A 17,951-nucleotide genomic window follows, 5' to 3' on the forward strand; every position below is an offset into this window, starting at 1 on the left:
CAATAAAACCTTTATAAAATTACATTATTGTCGATATTTCATTCTAATTTATCGAACGTTACAACATCTAAGGCAGAGAAGCAGCCAAATAAAAAGCCAGCATAACGCTGGCTTTTTATTATAGGGAGCTAAAAGGCTTATTCAAACTTACCATCACGGATATGCTTTTCACCGCGTTGCTTAGCCAACTCAACCTGACGCTGGCGCTCTGCAAACGAGGCTTTTTGCTCGGCAGTAGTATTTTGAAAGCAATGCGGACAGCTTAGTCCCTTAACATAGTTGTCAGATAACATTTCTTCTTTGGATAAAGGCATACGACAAGCGTAGCACTGATCATAACTACCTTGTTCAAGGCCATGTTTCACTGCTACCCGTTGATCAAATACGAAGCACTCACCTTGCCACAAGCTTTTTTCTTCAGGCATGTCTTCGAGATACTTTAAAATACCACCGTCAAGATGATAAACCTCATCAAAGCCCTGCTCTTTTAAATAAGCGGTGGATTTTTCACAGCGAATACCGCCTGTGCAGAACATCGCTACTTTTTTATGCTTGCGCTTGTCGAGATTATCAGCTGCCCACTGTGGGAATTCGCGAAACGTAGTGGTATTCGGGTTAACCGCGTTCTTAAAGGTACCGATGGCGACTTCATAATCGTTGCGGGTATCGATTAATACCGTATCAGGATCAGAGATAAGTGTGTTCCAATCTTCACCTTTAACATAGGTACCAACAATATTGGCAGGATCGATACCTTCAACGCCCATAGTTACAATTTCTTTTTTCAGCTTCACCTTGGTGCGGTAAAAAGCCAGCTCTTCTGACAGCGATTCTTTATAGCTCATGCCGGTAAAACGGCCATCGGCATCCAGCCAGGCTTTCACCGCATCGACACCCTCGCGCGAGCCACAAATAGTACCGTTAATCCCCTCTTCCGCCAGTAATAAAGTGCCTTTGACTTTATTCGCAACCATCGTATCGTACAGGGTGTCACGTAAGGTGACATAATCGGCTAAACGCACAAACTTATATAAAGCAGCAACTACGTACATATCAAACCTCTTGCAGGGCCGGATCGCAAATCCGGAGCAATTAAAAAAACGCGCGTATTATACCGTCCATGCTACTGATAGCAAGGCCATAGGGTTAATGCGGCTTTTCCAGCAGTGATGCCAGATTAAGTTGCACCAGGTGCTCCCCATCAGTAATACAGAGTTGGGGGTCCTCACGCCAGACACTGAGTTTCATATGACTTTTCAGCATCAGGCTGAACGCCGCAAGTTGCTCAGCACTTAGTGTAAAAATACGCTGATTCGCAACAACGTTATGGCGAACCTTATCGGTTTCGGCTTCATCCAGTACTAGCAGTAGTTCATCTGCCAGATGAGAAGCCCGTAGAAGACGTTTTTCCGGCAACAATTCCAGTTGGCACCACAACTGCAAATGATGCTGTGGATCTTCAATATAAATATCAGGTGATTTGCCGCCAGATCCATCTTTGGCAAAATGAGGTTGTTGTTCGTACAAACTCAGGTAAGTTAATAAACGCTTGGCAAAATGGCCGGCAGTTTCGCCAAGCCATGGCGAAATATAGTGGCGTTGTTGTTGATACATATGACTGGCGTCACAACTGTAACTGAGATCCACTGTTACCACTTTACTGGCCATTTGCATGGATATTCCCCATCAGGTCAGACTTTGCCTGACAGCGACAAAGTTTAGCTGCTAAAACTACTGACGACCAGATGCATAGCTAATGCCAATAGTAACCCCCCCATTACACGGTCAAACCAATAACCTTTAAGTAGCAAAAAACCTCTTACTTTTGTGTGAGTTAGAACCACAGACAGCATACAGAACCAGGCAGCTGTCGCAACAGACATGTAAAGCCCGTAAATAACTTTGTAATTAAGTGGCGTATCAGGTGAAATAATGACTGCAAACAACGACAGAAAAAATAATGTCGCTTTTGGATTCAGACCGTTGGTAATAAAGCCAGCAATGAACGACTTGCCGGCAGACGGAACGGCATCGGCTATCTTATGTTCAGAGAGCTGTTCAGCCTCTGCCGGTGCCTTACTTCTTAGCGCCTGCACGCCGATGTAGAACAAATATGCCGCTGCTGCCAGACTCAGTGTTTTGAATAACCATGGCGTGGTTTTAATAAGCACCGCAATACCGACTAACGACCAGGTGACGTGCAACAGTATCGCCAGGCCTATACCGATACTGGCATAAACCGCCTGCTTGCGGCCAAAACGGACTGCATAGCGCAGCACTATGGCAAAATCAGGCCCGGGACTGGCAACAGCCATCAGATGTACCGCAGCAATAAGTAAAAATTCCGGCCAAAACAACATAGGGTGATGCTCATATAACAAAAAGCAGCATTCTAATGATATAACAGCTTATTACGCCAGCATTTAGTCATTCTGGTAGTAACTTTTGCCCGCTATTCGCATCACAACTTGCCGCTAGGCCTTAAAACTGTAAAATGTTATAACATCACCGACCATAGCACTACACAGGGAATACCATGCGCCGCTCTAACCCTTTTCTTCGTAAACCACTTGCCCGGTACAGCGCGTTGGCAGCTGCTATTTTTCTAACTTCGCCTTTATCTGCCCAGCAGTATGCTGAGCGTTATTCAGGCGTGGTAACTGACCTGCAAGGTCAGCCATTGAAAAATGCCCGCATCCATGTTCATGGCCGTCAGCAATATGTATATGCTGATGATCAGGGGCGTTTTAGTATTCAGGCTCCGCCTAATGCTGAACTGCATATTATTGCTAAAGGCTACACCGACAGTTTCGTCACAGTTGACAGCGCCCAGCAGTCGCTGAATATTCAGCTGTCTCCCGGTGCAATCGAGCGCGTCACCGTGACAGCATCCGGTATTCATCAGAGTAACCTGGAAATGGCGACCCCGGTGTCAGTATTAAGTGCCGAAGAGCTTAGCAAACGCACAGAGCCAACTATCGGTGAAACATTGAAGTACGAACCGGGTGTGCACGCGAATTACTATGGCCCCGTGGCTTCCAGTCCGGTGATCCGTGGTCTGGATGGCCCCAGAGTTAAAGTGCTGAACAACGGTTTGGATACTGCTGATGTATCACGGGTCGGCCCGGATCATGCCATTACTGCAGATGCCATTACCGCGCAACAAATTGAAGTGCTGCGCGGCCCGGCAACACTGTTATATGGAAGTGGTGCTATAGGCGGTGTGGTGAACGTGGTTGATAACCGTATTCCCCGCCAGCTACGCGCCGAAAGCGAGACGAAACTGGAAAGCCGCTATAGCGATGTATCTGAAGAAAAAACCGTTGCGTTAAATCATGAAGGCAGCCGCTCTAACATTGCCTGGCACCTGGATGGCTTTAATCGCGATGCGACCGATTATGAGGTGCCAACGTTTATCAATGATGAGAGCGAGACGCTGACGACCCTGGAAAATTCCTGGCTGCAAAGTAAAGCCCTGAATGGTGGCTTAAGTTATATTGGCGAACGTGGTTTACTGGGATTCAGTGTTGGCAGGTTAGAGTCTGATTACGGTATCCCTGGGCATCATCACGATGAGCACGAAGACGGCGAAGAGCATGAAGACGCGGATCCTAAAAGCGTATTCGCCAGGTTAAAACAAAACCGCTTTACGCTGGCCGGTGAATGGTATCACCCTGTTAAAGGTGTTGAAACCCTGGCACTGACAGCGGCTTATACTGATTATCAGCATCAGGAAATAGAGCACGATGTACCCGGCACCACCTTTAAAAATAAAGCGCTGGAAAGCCGTTTGACGATAGAGCACGAAGAGCTGGCGGGCTGGCACGGTTTAGTCGGATATCATATACAGCAAAGCGACTACCAGGCCTTTGGCGAAGAAGCGTTTACGCCCGATTCTGATAGTCTGTCGCAAGCGCTGTTTGTGCTGGAGGAAAAACAGTTTGGCAATCTTAGTGCTCAGTTAGGCGGCCGGATTGAGTACGTCAAACATGACGCCAAACCTTTGTCAGATACCGCCATCTCAGGTGCCGTAAAAGACAGTTTCACCGCTGTCAGCGCATCTGCCGGTGTAGTGTGGGAGTTTATCCCCGGCTTTTCCTGGGCTTTTGCCATCAGCCACTCAGAGCGGGCGCCAAGTGCCGCAGAGCTTTATGCTAATGGTGCCCATATGGCGACCAGTAGCTATGAGCTTGGCCTTGGTTACCAGCTGCAGAACGGCGACATTGTGCTGACAGAGCACGAAGCTGAAAAGGAAGCAGCAAACAATATCGATATCACCTTTCGTAGTTTTAAAGGTGATCTGACCTTTACCTACAATTTCTTCTATAACAAAATTAATGACTATCTGTATTTAGCTGATACCGGTCTTACCATGGCTGACTTATCTGCTGATCATGGCGAAGATGACGAGCATCTGCACGATGATTTCCCGCTATATCAGTATCAACAGCAGGATGCGACCTTGTACGGCTTGGAGTTCGAAGCACGTTATCAGTTGAATAATTCAAACGCCTTGTTGGTGTTTTTCGACGCCGTGCGGGCAAAACTGGATAACGACGGCTACTTACCTCGCATTCCACCTTATAAAACCGGCTTGGGATATCAGTACAGCGGCATCAGCTGGAGCGCCGACCTAGGTGTAACGCGTTACGCTAAACAGGACAAGGTTGCTCAGTACGAGAGCCCTACTGCAGCGTACACCTTGCTGGACGCCAATATAAATTATGACTTCAGCATATCACAGCTCGATATGACGGCGTTTTTACGTGCAACTAACGTGACTGACGAACTGGCGTTTGTGCATAGTTCTTTTATCAAGCAAGACGCGCCTTTACCCGGTCGAGCTATTACTGTGGGGATCAGAGCTACATTCTGAGCAAGCTAAATCCCGGCTGCTATTCTGGTTGCCGGGATTTACAGATAGCGATCTTTAAATCTGCCCCACTGGTAATAAGCCTGCTGGCCTAAACGTCTGAAAGCAGGTAGTGGAAAGGTGCGTAGCGGCGTCTGATAGATTGGGAGTTCTGGCAATGGCAGCCCCATAGCCAGTTCAGCCAGCCGGCGCCCGGCCTGAGTGCTGAATGACACGCCACTGCCACAATAGCCAGCAGCGTAAAAAAGATTTTTGCCGTCCTGCACCACACGGGGTAAATCGTCAAATGACACGGCAACCCAACCGCTCCAGTGATACTCGTATGACACATCCTGTAGCACCGGGAAGCAAGTTTTAAGTGCCTGTAGTAAGCGCTGTGGATATTTGGGGTTAGCGGCATCTTTGCCATGCACGGCGCTACGCCCGCCGAACAAAATCCTGTTATCAGGCAGCTTGCGGTAGTAATACTTCAATGCTCTGGTGTCCATTACCAGCTGAGTATGATTAAGGCCGGTCTGCAGGATTTGCTGCTCTGTCAGTGGTTTTGTCACGATGACGCTGCTAAGGACGGGTAAACAGGCTTCATTAAGGGTTGGATAAAAGCTCTTCGCAGTATAAGCATTGGTCGCCATAACCAACTGCTTACAATGCACGTTAGCTTCTGGGGTGTGTAAAATAAAGCCCTCGGCTGTCCGTTGCCAGTGCAATACCGGGGAGCCAGTATATAGTTTTACGCCGTGTTCCAAAGCAAGCTGGCCATAGCCTTGAACAAGAGCCAGCGGGTTCACGCCAAAACAATCTGGAAACCGGATTGCGCCATATGCCTGAGCATTATGCATATACTCAGCGCGAAGCACCTCTTCAGACAAGTGTTGAACCTTATAGCCAAATTGTTTCTGCAAAAATTCGGCCTGCAGCGGCAGATCTTTTGCCAGCGAAGCGTTATGGGCAACTTTAAGGTAACCTGCAGGTTGCGCCTGACAAGTAATGTTACCCTGTCTCATCATATCCTTTACCAGCGTAATGGCCTCACCGTACTCCTGAAAAAATAGCCGGGCACAATCGATGCCAAACTTCTGGCCAAGCTGTGCCATCCCAAGCCGGCCAGTGCCGCGCAACACAAAACCAGCATTGCGACCGCTACAGCCCCAGCCAGTTTGATGTGCATCAAGCACAACGACTTCACGCGAAAACTGCTTAGCCAGCTGAAAAGCACAGCTCAGGCCGGTGTAACCCGCGCCTATGACAACAACATCAGTTTGAATGTCATGCCGAAGTGGCAAGGTTACTACACCGGGTTCTGTGTGATTGGCCCAATACGATGAAGGATAAGGCGCGTTGCAGCCAATTTGCTGATTTACCAAAGGATCATACAACATAGACACCCCGGAATTACCGCTAAAAAACCAAGACCATTTCTGCTGCGCTGCAGCGGCACAAGGCGCCACAAACAGGGCAATAATAACCGGCAGATTCAGACAAATGCCGCCATTTGTCAGGGTGTACTTTCAACAGCGTCGCTCCTGCCTGACTAAAATACTGCTGAGCGGCATTACCCGGGCTTTCCCGCCAGATATGTGCCAGCCCGGCCAAAGCCCCTTGCTGCTTCAGTGCCTGTACAGACTGGCGTAACAGTGCCGACGCCACGCCCTGCCCCCGTGCAGCTACTGTAACCCCTACTGACTTAAAGTACGCCATACGATCTAACGGCACTGGCCACAGCGCCTCACTGCACCAACTGTCACTGTGCCATTGCCCGGCGGCAAAACTCAGCCGGTATCCGATAATGTCACCTGTGTTATCAACTGCAACAAAGCTGGCATTGATGCCGTTTTTCACGCCCTGACATTGCATCGACTGCAGACTGGCGTTATCCAGGTAATTATCGCCATGGATCTGGTTGGCAAGTTCCACCACAGTAGGAAAATGTTCTGGGGTAAGTTTTGTAATTAACACAGTGAGTTATCCATAGGTAATTCATCCTGTTGTTATAAAGCAGTTAAACGCCTAAACGCAATCTCTTTTGGGTTGTGCAATCGTTGGCATTTTACCTATATGAGGGATGAAATAACAAAAATATACGATAGACAACTGCCAAGTTATCCAATATGGTTAATAGGACGCAAAAACAAAAACATAAGCGTTGGGTAGATAAAATAATAATCCAGGAACAGAGCTATGAAAAAACAAAGTAAATATCATCCGGTTGCGCGTGCGGTAAAGTTTAGTCTGGCGGCTTCACTGTCTTTAGGCATCAGTTCAGTCGCGCTGGCACAGGAAGAAAGCTCAGCCAGTGCTCAGAAAGAGCAAAGTGTTGAAAAAATAGCAGTTGTAGGTACCCGCTCTGCGCCGCGGTCTATTGGTGACTCTCCGGTGCCAGTAGATATCATTGGTGGCGAAGAGCTGAATAAGAATGGTAACAGCGATATGCTGAACCTAATCAGCACAACAGTGCCATCACTTAACGTTCACGCCCAGCCAATCAGCGATGCGGCGACACTGATCCGTCCGATTAACTTACGCGGCCTGTCGTCGGACAGCACACTGATTTTGTTAAATGGCAAGCGCCGTCACCGCGCGTCGGTTATTTCCTTCTTAGGTGGTGGTATCAATGATGGCGCCCAGGGCCCGGATATCTCGGTAATTCCGGGTATCGCACTAAAGCAAGTCGAAGTTCTGCGTGACGGTGCTGCTGCTCAGTACGGTTCAGACGCTATAGCTGGCGTAATTAACTTTGTACTGAAAGATGCAGCAGAAGGCGGCAGTATTGAAGTTAAACATGGCGAGTATTATGAAGGAGACGGTACTTCTACCGAGGTAGCCGCTAACGTCGGCATGCCGTTGACCAAAGACGGCTTCGTTAACGTTAGTATGCAATACAAAAACGTGGATGCTACCAGCCGCAGTGTGCAGCGTGGTGATGCTCAGGGTTTAATTGATGGCGGTAATACCTTTGTCGCGACACCCGCGCAAATCTGGGGCTCACCTGAAATCAAAGATGATATTACCATTTTTGCCAATGCAGGCTTAGACCTTGGCAACGGTGGTGAAGCCTATATGTTTGGTAACTACTCTGAGCGTGATGTGCGTGGTGGTTTTTATTACCGCAACCCACACAACCGCGGCGGCGTATTCTCAAATGACGGCGGCGAAACGCTGGAAGTGGTTGATTTAGATGGCACCGGCGGTTGTAATAACGTTGCAATCGGTGGCCTGAATCATCAGGAAATCACTGATAAAGTTAATGCGCTGCCTGATAACTGTTTCACCTTCTTCCAGATGTTCCCGGGCGGTTTTACGCCAAATTTTGGTGGCAACATTACCGATACATCTTTAGCACTTGGCACCAAAGGCGAGTTTAAAACTGGTTTTATGGAAGGCATCTTATATGACTTCAGCGGAGTTGTTGGCCGCAGTGAATCGACCTTCCAGCTATTTAACTCTGTAAACGCCTCACTTGGCCCTGAAACACCGACTGATTTCAATGCCGGTAAATATATCCAACTGGAAAAGACCTTCACGGCAGATTTTGTTAAATATGTACCAGCCGGTTTGTATGAAGACTTAACTGTTGCCTTCGGTGCACAGTGGACTGAAGAAAGCTTTGAAATTGTTGCCGGCGAGCAGGCATCCTGGGAAGTTGGTCCTTATGTTGACCAGGGCTTAAGCAACGGCTCCAACGGTTTCCCAGGCTTCCAGCCACAAACTGCCGGCACCTCAACCCGGCGTAACTATGCTGCTTATGCCGAAGTAGAAGCTGAATTCACAGAAAAGTTGCTTGGTGCACTGGCAGTGCGCTTTGAAGACTATGACAGCTTTGGTACCACTACAAACTATAAGCTGACCGGTCAGTACCGTTTAACCGATGACTGGGCACTGCGTGCTTCAACCAGCACCGGCTTCCGTGCCCCCACCGTTGGTCAGGCGAATGTCAGTAACGTTCGTACTGAACTGAATCAGGGCGTGCTAGTTGATGTCGGCGTACTGCCGCCAACCAACCCGGTTGCAATCTTAAAAGGTGCAACAGAGCTGGAACCGGAAGAATCAACCAGCTATGCATTTGGTGTGGTTTATACCGGCTACGATTTCTTTATCACAGCCGATTACTATCGCATTGACGTTGATGACCGTATCAGCCAGTCCACAGCCTTTGAAGTAACACAGGATGAGATCGATGCGTTAAAAGCCGCAGGTGTGCGTGGTATTGATTCATTAACCAGCATCACTTACCTGACCAACGACTTTGATACCCGTACTCAGGGCGTTGATGTGGTTGCCAACTACTCCATGGACTTGTTTGACGGTCGCAGCAGTTTTGCACTGGCATACAACTGGAACGACACCGAGGTTACCCGTTTCACCGATATTACCGGTGAATTCCGTGTATCCAGGCTGGAAAACGATCTGCCGAATCATCGTGCAACGTTTACTTGGACTCAGAGCTGGGATGACTTATCGATGTTCCTGCGGACAAACTATTACGGTAGTTATCAGGGCGTACATGCGGACGATCCGGGCTTTGCTGTGAATGCAACCTGGGAAGTAACGCTGGATGCAGAAGTCAGCTACTTCGTGAATGATAATTTCATTGTATCTGTTGGTGCGCAGAACCTGCTGGATAATGAACCGGCTGAATTACCGGAAGAGTGGAAAACCATATTGGGAGGCAAGTACTTTGAAACCTCACCTATGGGTATCAATGGTGGCTACTGGTATTTAAAAGGAACCTATAAGTTCTGATAGTTACACTGAAATAGCTCAAAAAATCCGCCGTTAAGGCGGATTTTTTTATGCCGTGAAATCAGTCCTTGGTTACTGCCGTCAGTAACGCCTGCAACGGGTGACGAGGTTTGTCACCCATCAACCTTTTTACCTGGCTACGGCAGGAAAAGCCTGTAACCAGAACTTTTTCTGTGCCGTATTTTTCAACAGGCGTACGCCAGCTCATATCAAACAGAGCCTTAGAGTTTTCCAGATTCTGGGCTTCATGACCATATGTGCCCGCCATACCACAACAGCCTACGCTCACTGGTGTCAAACTCATACCGACGTTACTGAATATTTGTTGCCATGCTTTCTCTGTTGCCGGCAACGCGGTTTTCTCTGTACAGTGTGCCAGTAAGGCATAGTCCCCGGCAGCCTTTACCGGCGGTAATGTTTGCTGCACCAGCCACTCATGTAACAGCTGAACATGGAAATTGCCGCGTTTATCTGCAAGCGCTTTATTGTATTCATCCCGGTATACCAGCACCAATGAAGCATCCAGCCCAAGCATAGGGATATTCAGCTGCTGAAGCTGATTTAAAAACTGTGCAGCCGTCGCTGCAGTGTGGGCAAACTGGCGCAAGAACCCTTTAACATGCTGCGGCTTACCATTCGGTTTAAAGGGTAATAGCACCGGGGAGTAACCAAACTTTTCCAGCAGGCTTAATGCATCATGCACCAGTTCCGCTTCGTAAAAGCTAGTGAATGGGTCTTGCACCAGTAACACCGTTTTTAACCGCTGCGACTCAGTTAGTTGCTGCAGCTGCGCTAAATCAAACCGGTATTTACCCCCAATCTGCTTCGTCAGTGACGGTACAGACAGCAGCGGTGTATCAACATAACCAACCGTTTTCTTCAGTATTTTCGCGGTAAGATCACGTTTGAGAATAAAATTAACCAGCCGCGGCGCTTTTGCTAACAGTGGCGCCGTGCGTTCAATATTGCCAACAATATAATCTTTAGCCGGGCGCAGATAACGGCTATGGTACAGCTGTAAGAAACGAGAGCGGAACGCTGGTACGTCAACTTTAACCGGGCATTGCCCTGCGCAGGCTTTACAAGCCAGGCAGCCTTCCATCGCGGCCATCACCTCGTGCGAGAAGTCTTCCTCGCCCTGTCGTTTGGCAAGAGTGTTTTTAAGACGCGGCCACAACGTACTTAAACCTGACCGCGTACCTTGTAGCTGCTGCTCGTGTTCGAGAACATCAAAACCGCTGTTGTGTGCCAGTCGTAACCACTCACGCATCAAGCCTGCCCGCCCTTTAGGGCTGTGCCGCCTGTCTTTTGTCACCTTGCTGGACGGGCACATCGGCGAGGTTTCTTCGTAGTTAAAGCACAAGCCATTACCATTGCAGTTTAAGCTGCTGTCAAAGCTGTCTTTTACTGCTACGGGTATCTGCCGGTCAAACCAGGCACGTTTTTGATCGTCCACTGACACCAGTTTATCGGCACTGTTATAAGGCGTACAAATTTTGCCAGGGTTAACCCTGTTACGCGGGTCGAATGCCGCTTTGATTTTACGCAGCTCAGTAAACAGCTCTTCGCCAAAAAATGCCGGGCCATACTCACTGCGATAACCTTTGCCATGTTCGCCCCACATCAGGCCACCGTATTTGGCCGTAAGTGCTACAACCTGATCTGAAATGGTTCTTAGTAGTTTTTCCTGTTCAGGGTCGCATAAATCCAGCGCAGGCCGTACATGCAAAACACCAGCATCAACATGACCAAACATACCATACTGCAAACCGTGACTGTCCAGCAGAGCGCGAAACTCCAGAATAAAGTCAGCCAGATTTTCCGGCGGTACCGCGGTATCTTCTGCGAAGGCCAAAGGCTTCTGCTTGCCTTGCGTATTGCCCAGTAAACCTACTGCCTTCTTACGCATTGCATAAATATTATTAATCGCTACCGTATCATAGGTAAGCTGATAGCCGATAATGCCATCCGTTTTATCCGCTATTGCGGTATCCAGCCGTGCAGTAAGCGCGGTTATTTTCTGCTCAATACTGGCTTGCTCTTCAGCATTATACTCAACCATATTGAGCCCCTGCATATCGATACCGGGCACATCGGTTATCAAATCTTTTACCTGATGCCAGATAATATCGCGACGGGCTAAGTTCAGCACTTTGCTATCAACAGTCTCTACAGAGGTTGCGTCTGCCGCCACCAGAAAGGGTGCATTGCGAAGTGCACTTTCAAAGCTGTCATATTTAACATTGACCAGGCACTTGTATTTGGCGATAGGCGTAATATTCAGCTTTGCTTCAACAACAAATCCAAGCGAGCCCTCTGAACCGGTGATGATGCGGGATAAATCAAACTCAGTCAGATCATCATTAAATACATGCTCCAGATCGTAACCGGTTAAAAAGCGGTTTAAGCGGGGAAATTTATCCAGGATCTGCGGACGAAAATTACGGCAGCTGTCCAGCACCTGACGGTAGATGCGACCAATACTGTTTGACTGCTCTGCCCGGTGTTCGGCTTCAAAAGTAGCCATTTTATGCGTCTTTAACACATTACCGTCTATCAGTACTGTTTTTAACGCCAACACATGGTCGCTGGTTTTACCATAAACCAGTGAACCCTGACCCGATGCATCGGTGTTAATCATGCCACCAATTGTCGCCCGGTTAGACGTCGACAGATCAGGTGAAAAGAAAAAGCCATAAGGTTTTAAAAAAGCGTTCAGCTGATCTTTAATGACGCCAGCCTGTACCCGCACCCAACGCTGCTCAACATTCAGCTCAAGGATATTGCGCATATGGCGTGATAAATCTACCACGACATGTTCCGTCAGAGATTGACCATTGGTGCCGGTACCCCCGCCGCGAGGGCTAAATTTGATATGGGAAAAGCTTGAAGTCTGCGCCAGAGAGGTCAGGATCACCAGGTCATCTGTCGTTTTTGGCAAAACAACTGCCTGCGGCAAGGTTTGGTAGATGCTGTTATCTGTCGCTACTGCTAAACGGCTACCATAGCTGGTTTCAATATCACCGCTAAAACCGGCCGCGACCAGCGCTTTGTTAAATGCAACAATACTGGCATCTAATGCCAACTCAGGATTAAGCTTTGGGATCATAACTGCAGACACTCGGCAATAAGTGCCTGCAGTATAACATTAACTTGATAACAGGGTCAGCTGGCTGCCGGACGGAATTTCTGCTGGATCCCGCGTAAAAAATACCTGAGTACCTGATCCTGACATTCGCGATAATGCCGGTGGTCAGGCCGGCGGAAAAACGCACTCAGTTCAGATTTCCCCAGACGAAAATCTGCCGTGTTCAGTAGGTTGATAATATCGTCATCTTTTAAATCAAACGCTATTTTAAGCTTTCGCAACATGATGTTGTGATTCAACCTGGTTTCCGGCGCTGGTATTTCACCATCTCTGGCGCCGCGACGTTGAATAATAAGACCATTTAAAAACCTGGCCATCAATTCATCGCTTACGGCGCTGAACCCTTCGTCTTCATCTTTTTTCAGCCAAGACACAACCTGCTCTTTGGTCACGTTTGCCCCACCCAGAGCAAAAATATCAATCATGCCATAGTCATGAACATTCAGGCTGTAGCGCAAGCTACGCAATACATCGTTTGGAGTCAAAGTTAGGCCCTGTAGCGGATAATTGGGAAGTGGCTATTATAATAACACAGCCAGCCAGAAATCATCAGACAAGCGGCTTTGTCAGGGTAAATGCCCAAGTTTGCTGGCTTTTGTAGCCAGGTAGCGATGGCTATGTGCCGTGGTTTTAACCCTGTGCTGAACCCTTTCCAGAACATTCACACCGGCGTCAGTCAGCGCCTTTAGTTTGCGCGGATTGTTCGTTAACAGCCGGATTTGTTTAATACCCAGTTGCTCGAACATCTGCGCAGCAATATCGTATTCGCGCATGTCAGGTAAAAACCCCAAAATTTCATTAGCCTCTACGGTATCAAAGCCTTTATCCTGCTCGGCATAGGCGCGGATTTTATTAATCAAACCTATACCACGGCCTTCCTGCCTTAAGTAAAGAATACAACCCCGCCCTAAGTCTGCAATTTTTCGCATCGCGGCTTCTAACTGCGGGCCACAATCGCAGCGCAGGCTAAACAGCGCATCTCCGGTTAAGCATTCAGAGTGCACCCTCGCCAGCACAGGTTCCTCACCACTAACGTCGCCAAGCGTCAGTGCTACATGCTCTTTGCCGTTTGGCGCTTCAAAGCCGTGCAAGCGGAACTCTGCAAAAGGTGTAGGTAGTAATGTTGACGTTACAAGTTTTAATTTCATCATGACATCTCAGCTAGTGGCTGCAACACAACAGCGCAGGCTTTATTGGGCCACTGCTACAGTAATTCAAGCCAGACAGATACCGTTATTATAGCCTTTGGCCAGATAGCGGCCGCTTATTGTGATAATATCACACTTGCGGCACGCTCACTATGGTTGTGTTGCTTACAGCTGGGCACTCTTCTGCGGATCTGTTGGCTGGCTGGTCACTTTTGCCTCCTGCAACGCATGGGCAGAAATTAAACTGACTAGTTCAACATCCCCCGGAATGGCTGCACCGGTGTTGGCTGTAATGACATGTAGCTTCTTATCTTTAATATACAACAGCGGCAAAGCGCCATCGCCGTATCGACGCTGAAAATGTTCAAACGTAAAATTCTCAGTTATGTTTGTAGTTTTAATCACAGCGCCTCTGGCAACCAAGCTCGATAACTTAGCGTAAGAGACCTGTTCGCCAAATAAGCTAAGCTGTTTAACATAGGTTTCCGACATTTGATGACGGGCGCTGCCGGGTTCTGAGTTATTTAAACCGAATACTTTATTGACGCCATATACGTCCTGAAAGTGAAAATTTACCAGCGGGTTTAACTGACGATACGGCGAAATAACAAACACCCGGCCAATACCAGTCAGATCAAGGTAAGTTTCAGCATGTTCTGATGCCGGGTTCCCAAAATAGACCGGTATGTTATCCATTCTGGCAAGTCGTATATTGTCCCAGTTGGTATCGGCCAGCACCACACGGATTTGTTTGCTTTGTAGCACCTTGGCCAGATCACGGGAAAAACGCGATGCACCAAAAATCAACAGCCCTTGATTTGACCCCGCCGATACCCCCAACCATTTCGCCCAGCTGCCTGCGGTAAGGCTTTGCACTACTACTGTTCCGATGATGACCAGAAACACCAGTGGCACGATATGTTCAGCACCAGCGTAGCCGAGGCTTTCAAGTTTAATGGCAAATAATGACGACACAGCTGCAGCCACTATACCCCGCGGGGCTACCCAACTTAAAAACCATTTATCAGCACTTTTTAAAGAAGATCCCAATGCCGAAACCCAAACACTCAGTGGTCTGGCAACAAACATCACCACCAGTAATAACCCCAGGCCACCAAAGCCAAGATCCAGTACTGCAGCAGAGTCCAGCCGTGCAGCCAACAGAATAAACAGCGCTGAAATTAGCAGCACGGTTAAGGTTTCTTTAAATTCCAGAATATCGGCGATATCGACGCCGCGCATATTGGCAAGCCAAATCCCCATTACGGTAACCGTTAATAAACCCGATTCTTCCTGCAACAAATTTGAGCCGACAAAAACGCCCAGCACGATCGTTAATACAGCAGTATTTTGCAGGTAATGCGGCAGCAAATTTTTTCTAAGTACGATACCTACCAGATAACCGGATAATGCACCAAGGCCAAAGCCGATAGACAACATCAGGCCCAGTGCTGTCAGGACGTGATTACCTGATTCTGACGAAAACGCTATATACTCAAACACCAAAACCGCAATAAGCGCGCCTAACGGGTCGATAACAATACCTTCCCAGCGCAAAATACTGGCCAGTTTTGATGTTGGCCTGACACTTCGGAGCATCGGCACAATAACTGTCGGCCCGGTCACCACCACCAGGGCGCCAAACAACATGGCGATTTCCCAGCTAAACCCTACCAGAACGTATGATGCTAATGTGATACACGCCCAGGTTATTGCTGCCCCTATGGTAACCAGGCTCGTTACCATGCGACCATGGCTTTTAATTTCTTTAAAGTTCAGTGTCAGTGAACCTTCAAACAGAATCACCGCCACACCAAGAGAGATAATCGGAAACAACAAGTCACCGAACAATTCGTCCGGGTCCAGAACGCCCAGAGCCGGCCCAAGCAGTAAGCCTGCTACCAACAATGGTAAAATAGCCGGCAGTCTGAGCTTCCAGCCCAGCCATTGACAAAATAACGATACGATACCTAAAAGCGCCAGCGTGGCAGAAATTTTTTCCATGAGAACCCTGTAAGACGTTCAGCCCGTATAAAGATGGCTTAAAAACATAGTTTTAGCATGAATCATGCTACACAGCGAAAAGAATAATCCCAGTATTATGCCATGTTATTACCGTACGATGATCAGTATCGGGCATGCAATTTAAGATAACTCAGGTACAATACGCGCCTCTATATTGTTATCCGAGTCTGTTATGCTTAGTTTTTTTGAGCGTATTATCAAGCCCTTTCCTGCCGCTGAACCAACACAACCCCCTAAAGGCATCTGGGCTTTCTGTCGCCACTATACCAAAGGTATGGAGGCTTCTCTCATTCTTATGTCTATCAGCACTGCTTTACTGGCAATGATGGAAGTATCGTTGTTCAGCTTTATGGGCCAGTTGGTTGACTGGTTGGTAAAAAATGACCCGCAAAGCCTGTTTACCGAGGAGCGCAGCACACTGATAAAAATGGCTTTATTCACGGTAATACTGCTACCGGCGTTGAGTTTTTTCCATGCGGCCATTGTTCACCAAACGTTACTCGGTAACTATCCGATGTCTATCCGTTGGCTGGCACACCGTTATTTGCTTCGCCAGAGCATAAGTTTTTACCAGAACGATTTTGCCGGACGTATAGCAACCAAAGTGATGCAAACATCTCTTGCGGTGCGCGAAACGGTGATGAAACTCCTCGATGTCATGGTCTATGTGCTGGTGTATTTTGGTTCCATGCTGTTTTTTATCGCCGAAGCAGATATACGCCTGGTGCTACCGATGTTGGTATGGCTAGCCATTTACATTGCCATGCAATTTTATTTTGTACCCCGGTTAAAGGCGGCTTCTACCCGTCAGGCTGATGCGCGTTCAGAAATGACTGGTCGTATTGTCGACAGCTATACCAATATCACTACCATCAAGCTGTTCTCACACACCAATCGCGAAGAAGCTTACGCAAAAGACAGTATGGAGGTGTTTTTAAAGCCGGTATACCGCCAGATGCGCTTAGCAACTGGTTTAAGTGTGTCGGTACAGACACTTAACTACTTACTGGTGTTTAGCATCGCCGCACTATCAATCTATCTTTGGTCAGATAACGCTATCAGTGTTGGTGCTATCGCTATTGCTGTCAGCCTGGCGCTACGCTTAAACGGCATGGCGCAATGGATCATGTGGGAAGTCAGCAGTTTATTTGAAAATATTGGCACCGTGGCCGATGGTATTACCACGCTGTCGCAGCCGGCACAGGTTAATAATATCCCCAATGCTAAAGCACTTACCGTCAACCAGGGCGCGATCCGCTTCGAGCAGGTCGGCTTTAACTACGGTAAAGCAGCAGATAACGGCAAGGCCGCCGTGCTGCAGCAACTTAATTTGGATATAAAGCCGGGCGAAAAAGTTGGATTAGTAGGCCGCTCAGGGGCCGGAAAATCAACATTGGTTAACCTGCTGCTACGTTTTTACGATGTCGAAAGCGGCAGAATATTGATTGACGGCCAGGATATCAGTCAGGTGGACCAGGAAAGCTTGCGTCAGCACATCGCCATGGTGACACAGGATACCTCTTTGCTGCACCGCTCCGTCCGTGACAACATCGTGTATGGTAAACCCGATGCTTCTGAAGCAGAGTTGCTGCTTGCGGCAGAGCAAGCTGAGGCAACTGATTTTATTGCTGAACTGACAGATCCTAAAGGCAACACCGGTTTTGACGCTCAGGTTGGCGAGCGAGGGGTTAAATTATCCGGTGGCCAGCGCCAGCGCATTGCTATAGCCCGGGTGCTGCTGAAGAATGCTCCTATCCTGATCCTGGATGAAGCAACCTCAGCATTGGATTCTGAAGTTGAAGCCGCAATTCAAAACAGCCTTAATAGCCTGATGGCAGGAAAAACCGTTATTGCCATTGCGCACCGCCTGTCAACAATTGCACAGATGGACCGGCTTATCGTACTTGACCAGGGTGCTATTGTAGAACAAGGCAGCCACAGTGAGCTTATCGCATCAGGCGGTATTTACGCTCAGCTGTGGGCACATCAAACCGGTGGTTTTATTGGCGTAGATTAA

Annotated in this window: 12 protein-coding genes; 3 read left to right on the forward strand and 9 right to left on the reverse strand. The window is 48.2% G+C overall.

Annotated elements, in window-relative coordinates:
- Window positions 1-137: 137 nt before the first annotated feature.
- From trhO to LHL18_RS01370, 3 genes are all read right to left on the reverse strand, one after another.
- The gene (gene trhO, locus LHL18_RS01360) at window positions 138-1,052 is read right to left on the reverse strand and encodes an oxygen-dependent tRNA uridine(34) hydroxylase TrhO (protein ID WP_226765465.1); all 915 of its coding nucleotides are present in this window, start codon (window positions 1,050-1,052) and stop codon (window positions 138-140) included.
- A gap of 94 nt (window positions 1,053-1,146) precedes the next feature.
- Complete coding sequence (locus tag LHL18_RS01365) at window positions 1,147-1,674, reverse strand: YaeQ family protein (RefSeq protein ID WP_226765466.1); 528 nt, start codon at window positions 1,672-1,674, stop codon at window positions 1,147-1,149.
- Window positions 1,675-1,718: 44 nt separating this feature from the next.
- Entirely contained in the window at window positions 1,719-2,360 is a 642-nt protein-coding gene (locus LHL18_RS01370; protein WP_226765467.1) for a LysE family translocator, read from the reverse strand.
- A gap of 176 nt (window positions 2,361-2,536) precedes the next feature.
- Between LHL18_RS01370 and LHL18_RS01375 the strand changes: the two genes are divergently transcribed.
- Complete coding sequence (locus LHL18_RS01375) at window positions 2,537-4,876, forward strand: TonB-dependent receptor (protein ID WP_226765468.1); 2,340 nt, start codon at window positions 2,537-2,539, stop codon at window positions 4,874-4,876.
- Between the two features lie 38 nt (window positions 4,877-4,914).
- Here LHL18_RS01375 and LHL18_RS01380 read toward each other — a convergent pair whose 3' ends face one another.
- Window positions 4,915-6,252, reverse strand: a complete 1,338-nt coding sequence (locus LHL18_RS01380) for an NAD(P)/FAD-dependent oxidoreductase (protein WP_226765469.1) — start codon at window positions 6,250-6,252, stop codon at window positions 4,915-4,917.
- Between the two features lie 19 nt (window positions 6,253-6,271).
- Complete coding sequence (locus LHL18_RS01385; RefSeq protein ID WP_226765470.1) at window positions 6,272-6,829, reverse strand: GNAT family N-acetyltransferase; 558 nt, start codon at window positions 6,827-6,829, stop codon at window positions 6,272-6,274.
- A gap of 222 nt (window positions 6,830-7,051) precedes the next feature.
- On the opposite strand from LHL18_RS01385, the gene LHL18_RS01390 reads away from it, so the two are divergent.
- Window positions 7,052-9,613 (forward strand): TonB-dependent receptor plug domain-containing protein, encoded by a 2,562-nt coding sequence (locus tag LHL18_RS01390; protein WP_134054709.1) that lies wholly within the window; start codon window positions 7,052-7,054, stop codon window positions 9,611-9,613.
- Between the two features lie 61 nt (window positions 9,614-9,674).
- On the opposite strand, the gene ydiJ is transcribed toward LHL18_RS01390, so the two are convergent.
- The 4 genes from ydiJ to LHL18_RS01410 form a co-directional block, all read right to left on the reverse strand.
- Entirely contained in the window at window positions 9,675-12,722 is a 3,048-nt protein-coding gene (ydiJ, locus tag LHL18_RS01395; protein ID WP_226765471.1) for a D-2-hydroxyglutarate dehydrogenase YdiJ, read from the reverse strand.
- 56 nt (window positions 12,723-12,778) lie between these two features.
- Window positions 12,779-13,246: a YehS family protein gene (locus tag LHL18_RS01400; protein ID WP_134054705.1), complete on the reverse strand. Its 468-nt coding sequence runs from the start codon at window positions 13,244-13,246 to the stop codon at window positions 12,779-12,781.
- A gap of 81 nt (window positions 13,247-13,327) precedes the next feature.
- Window positions 13,328-13,912, reverse strand: a complete 585-nt coding sequence (ribA, locus tag LHL18_RS01405) for a GTP cyclohydrolase II (protein ID WP_226765472.1) — start codon at window positions 13,910-13,912, stop codon at window positions 13,328-13,330.
- Between the two features lie 162 nt (window positions 13,913-14,074).
- Window positions 14,075-15,913 (reverse strand): cation:proton antiporter, encoded by a 1,839-nt coding sequence (locus LHL18_RS01410; RefSeq protein ID WP_134054703.1) that lies wholly within the window; start codon window positions 15,911-15,913, stop codon window positions 14,075-14,077.
- A 316-nt stretch (window positions 15,914-16,229) separates the two neighbouring features.
- Between LHL18_RS01410 and LHL18_RS01415 the strand changes: the two genes are divergently transcribed.
- Window positions 16,230-17,951 carry an ABC transporter ATP-binding protein gene (locus tag LHL18_RS01415; RefSeq protein WP_319004156.1) on the forward strand — a complete coding sequence of 574 codons (1,722 nt, stop codon included), beginning with the start codon at window positions 16,230-16,232 and terminating at the stop codon, window positions 17,949-17,951.

The organism is Rheinheimera aquimaris, assembly GCF_020531985.1.
In the GTDB taxonomy this organism is placed as follows: Bacteria; Pseudomonadota; Gammaproteobacteria; order Enterobacterales; family Alteromonadaceae; genus Alishewanella; species Alishewanella aquimaris.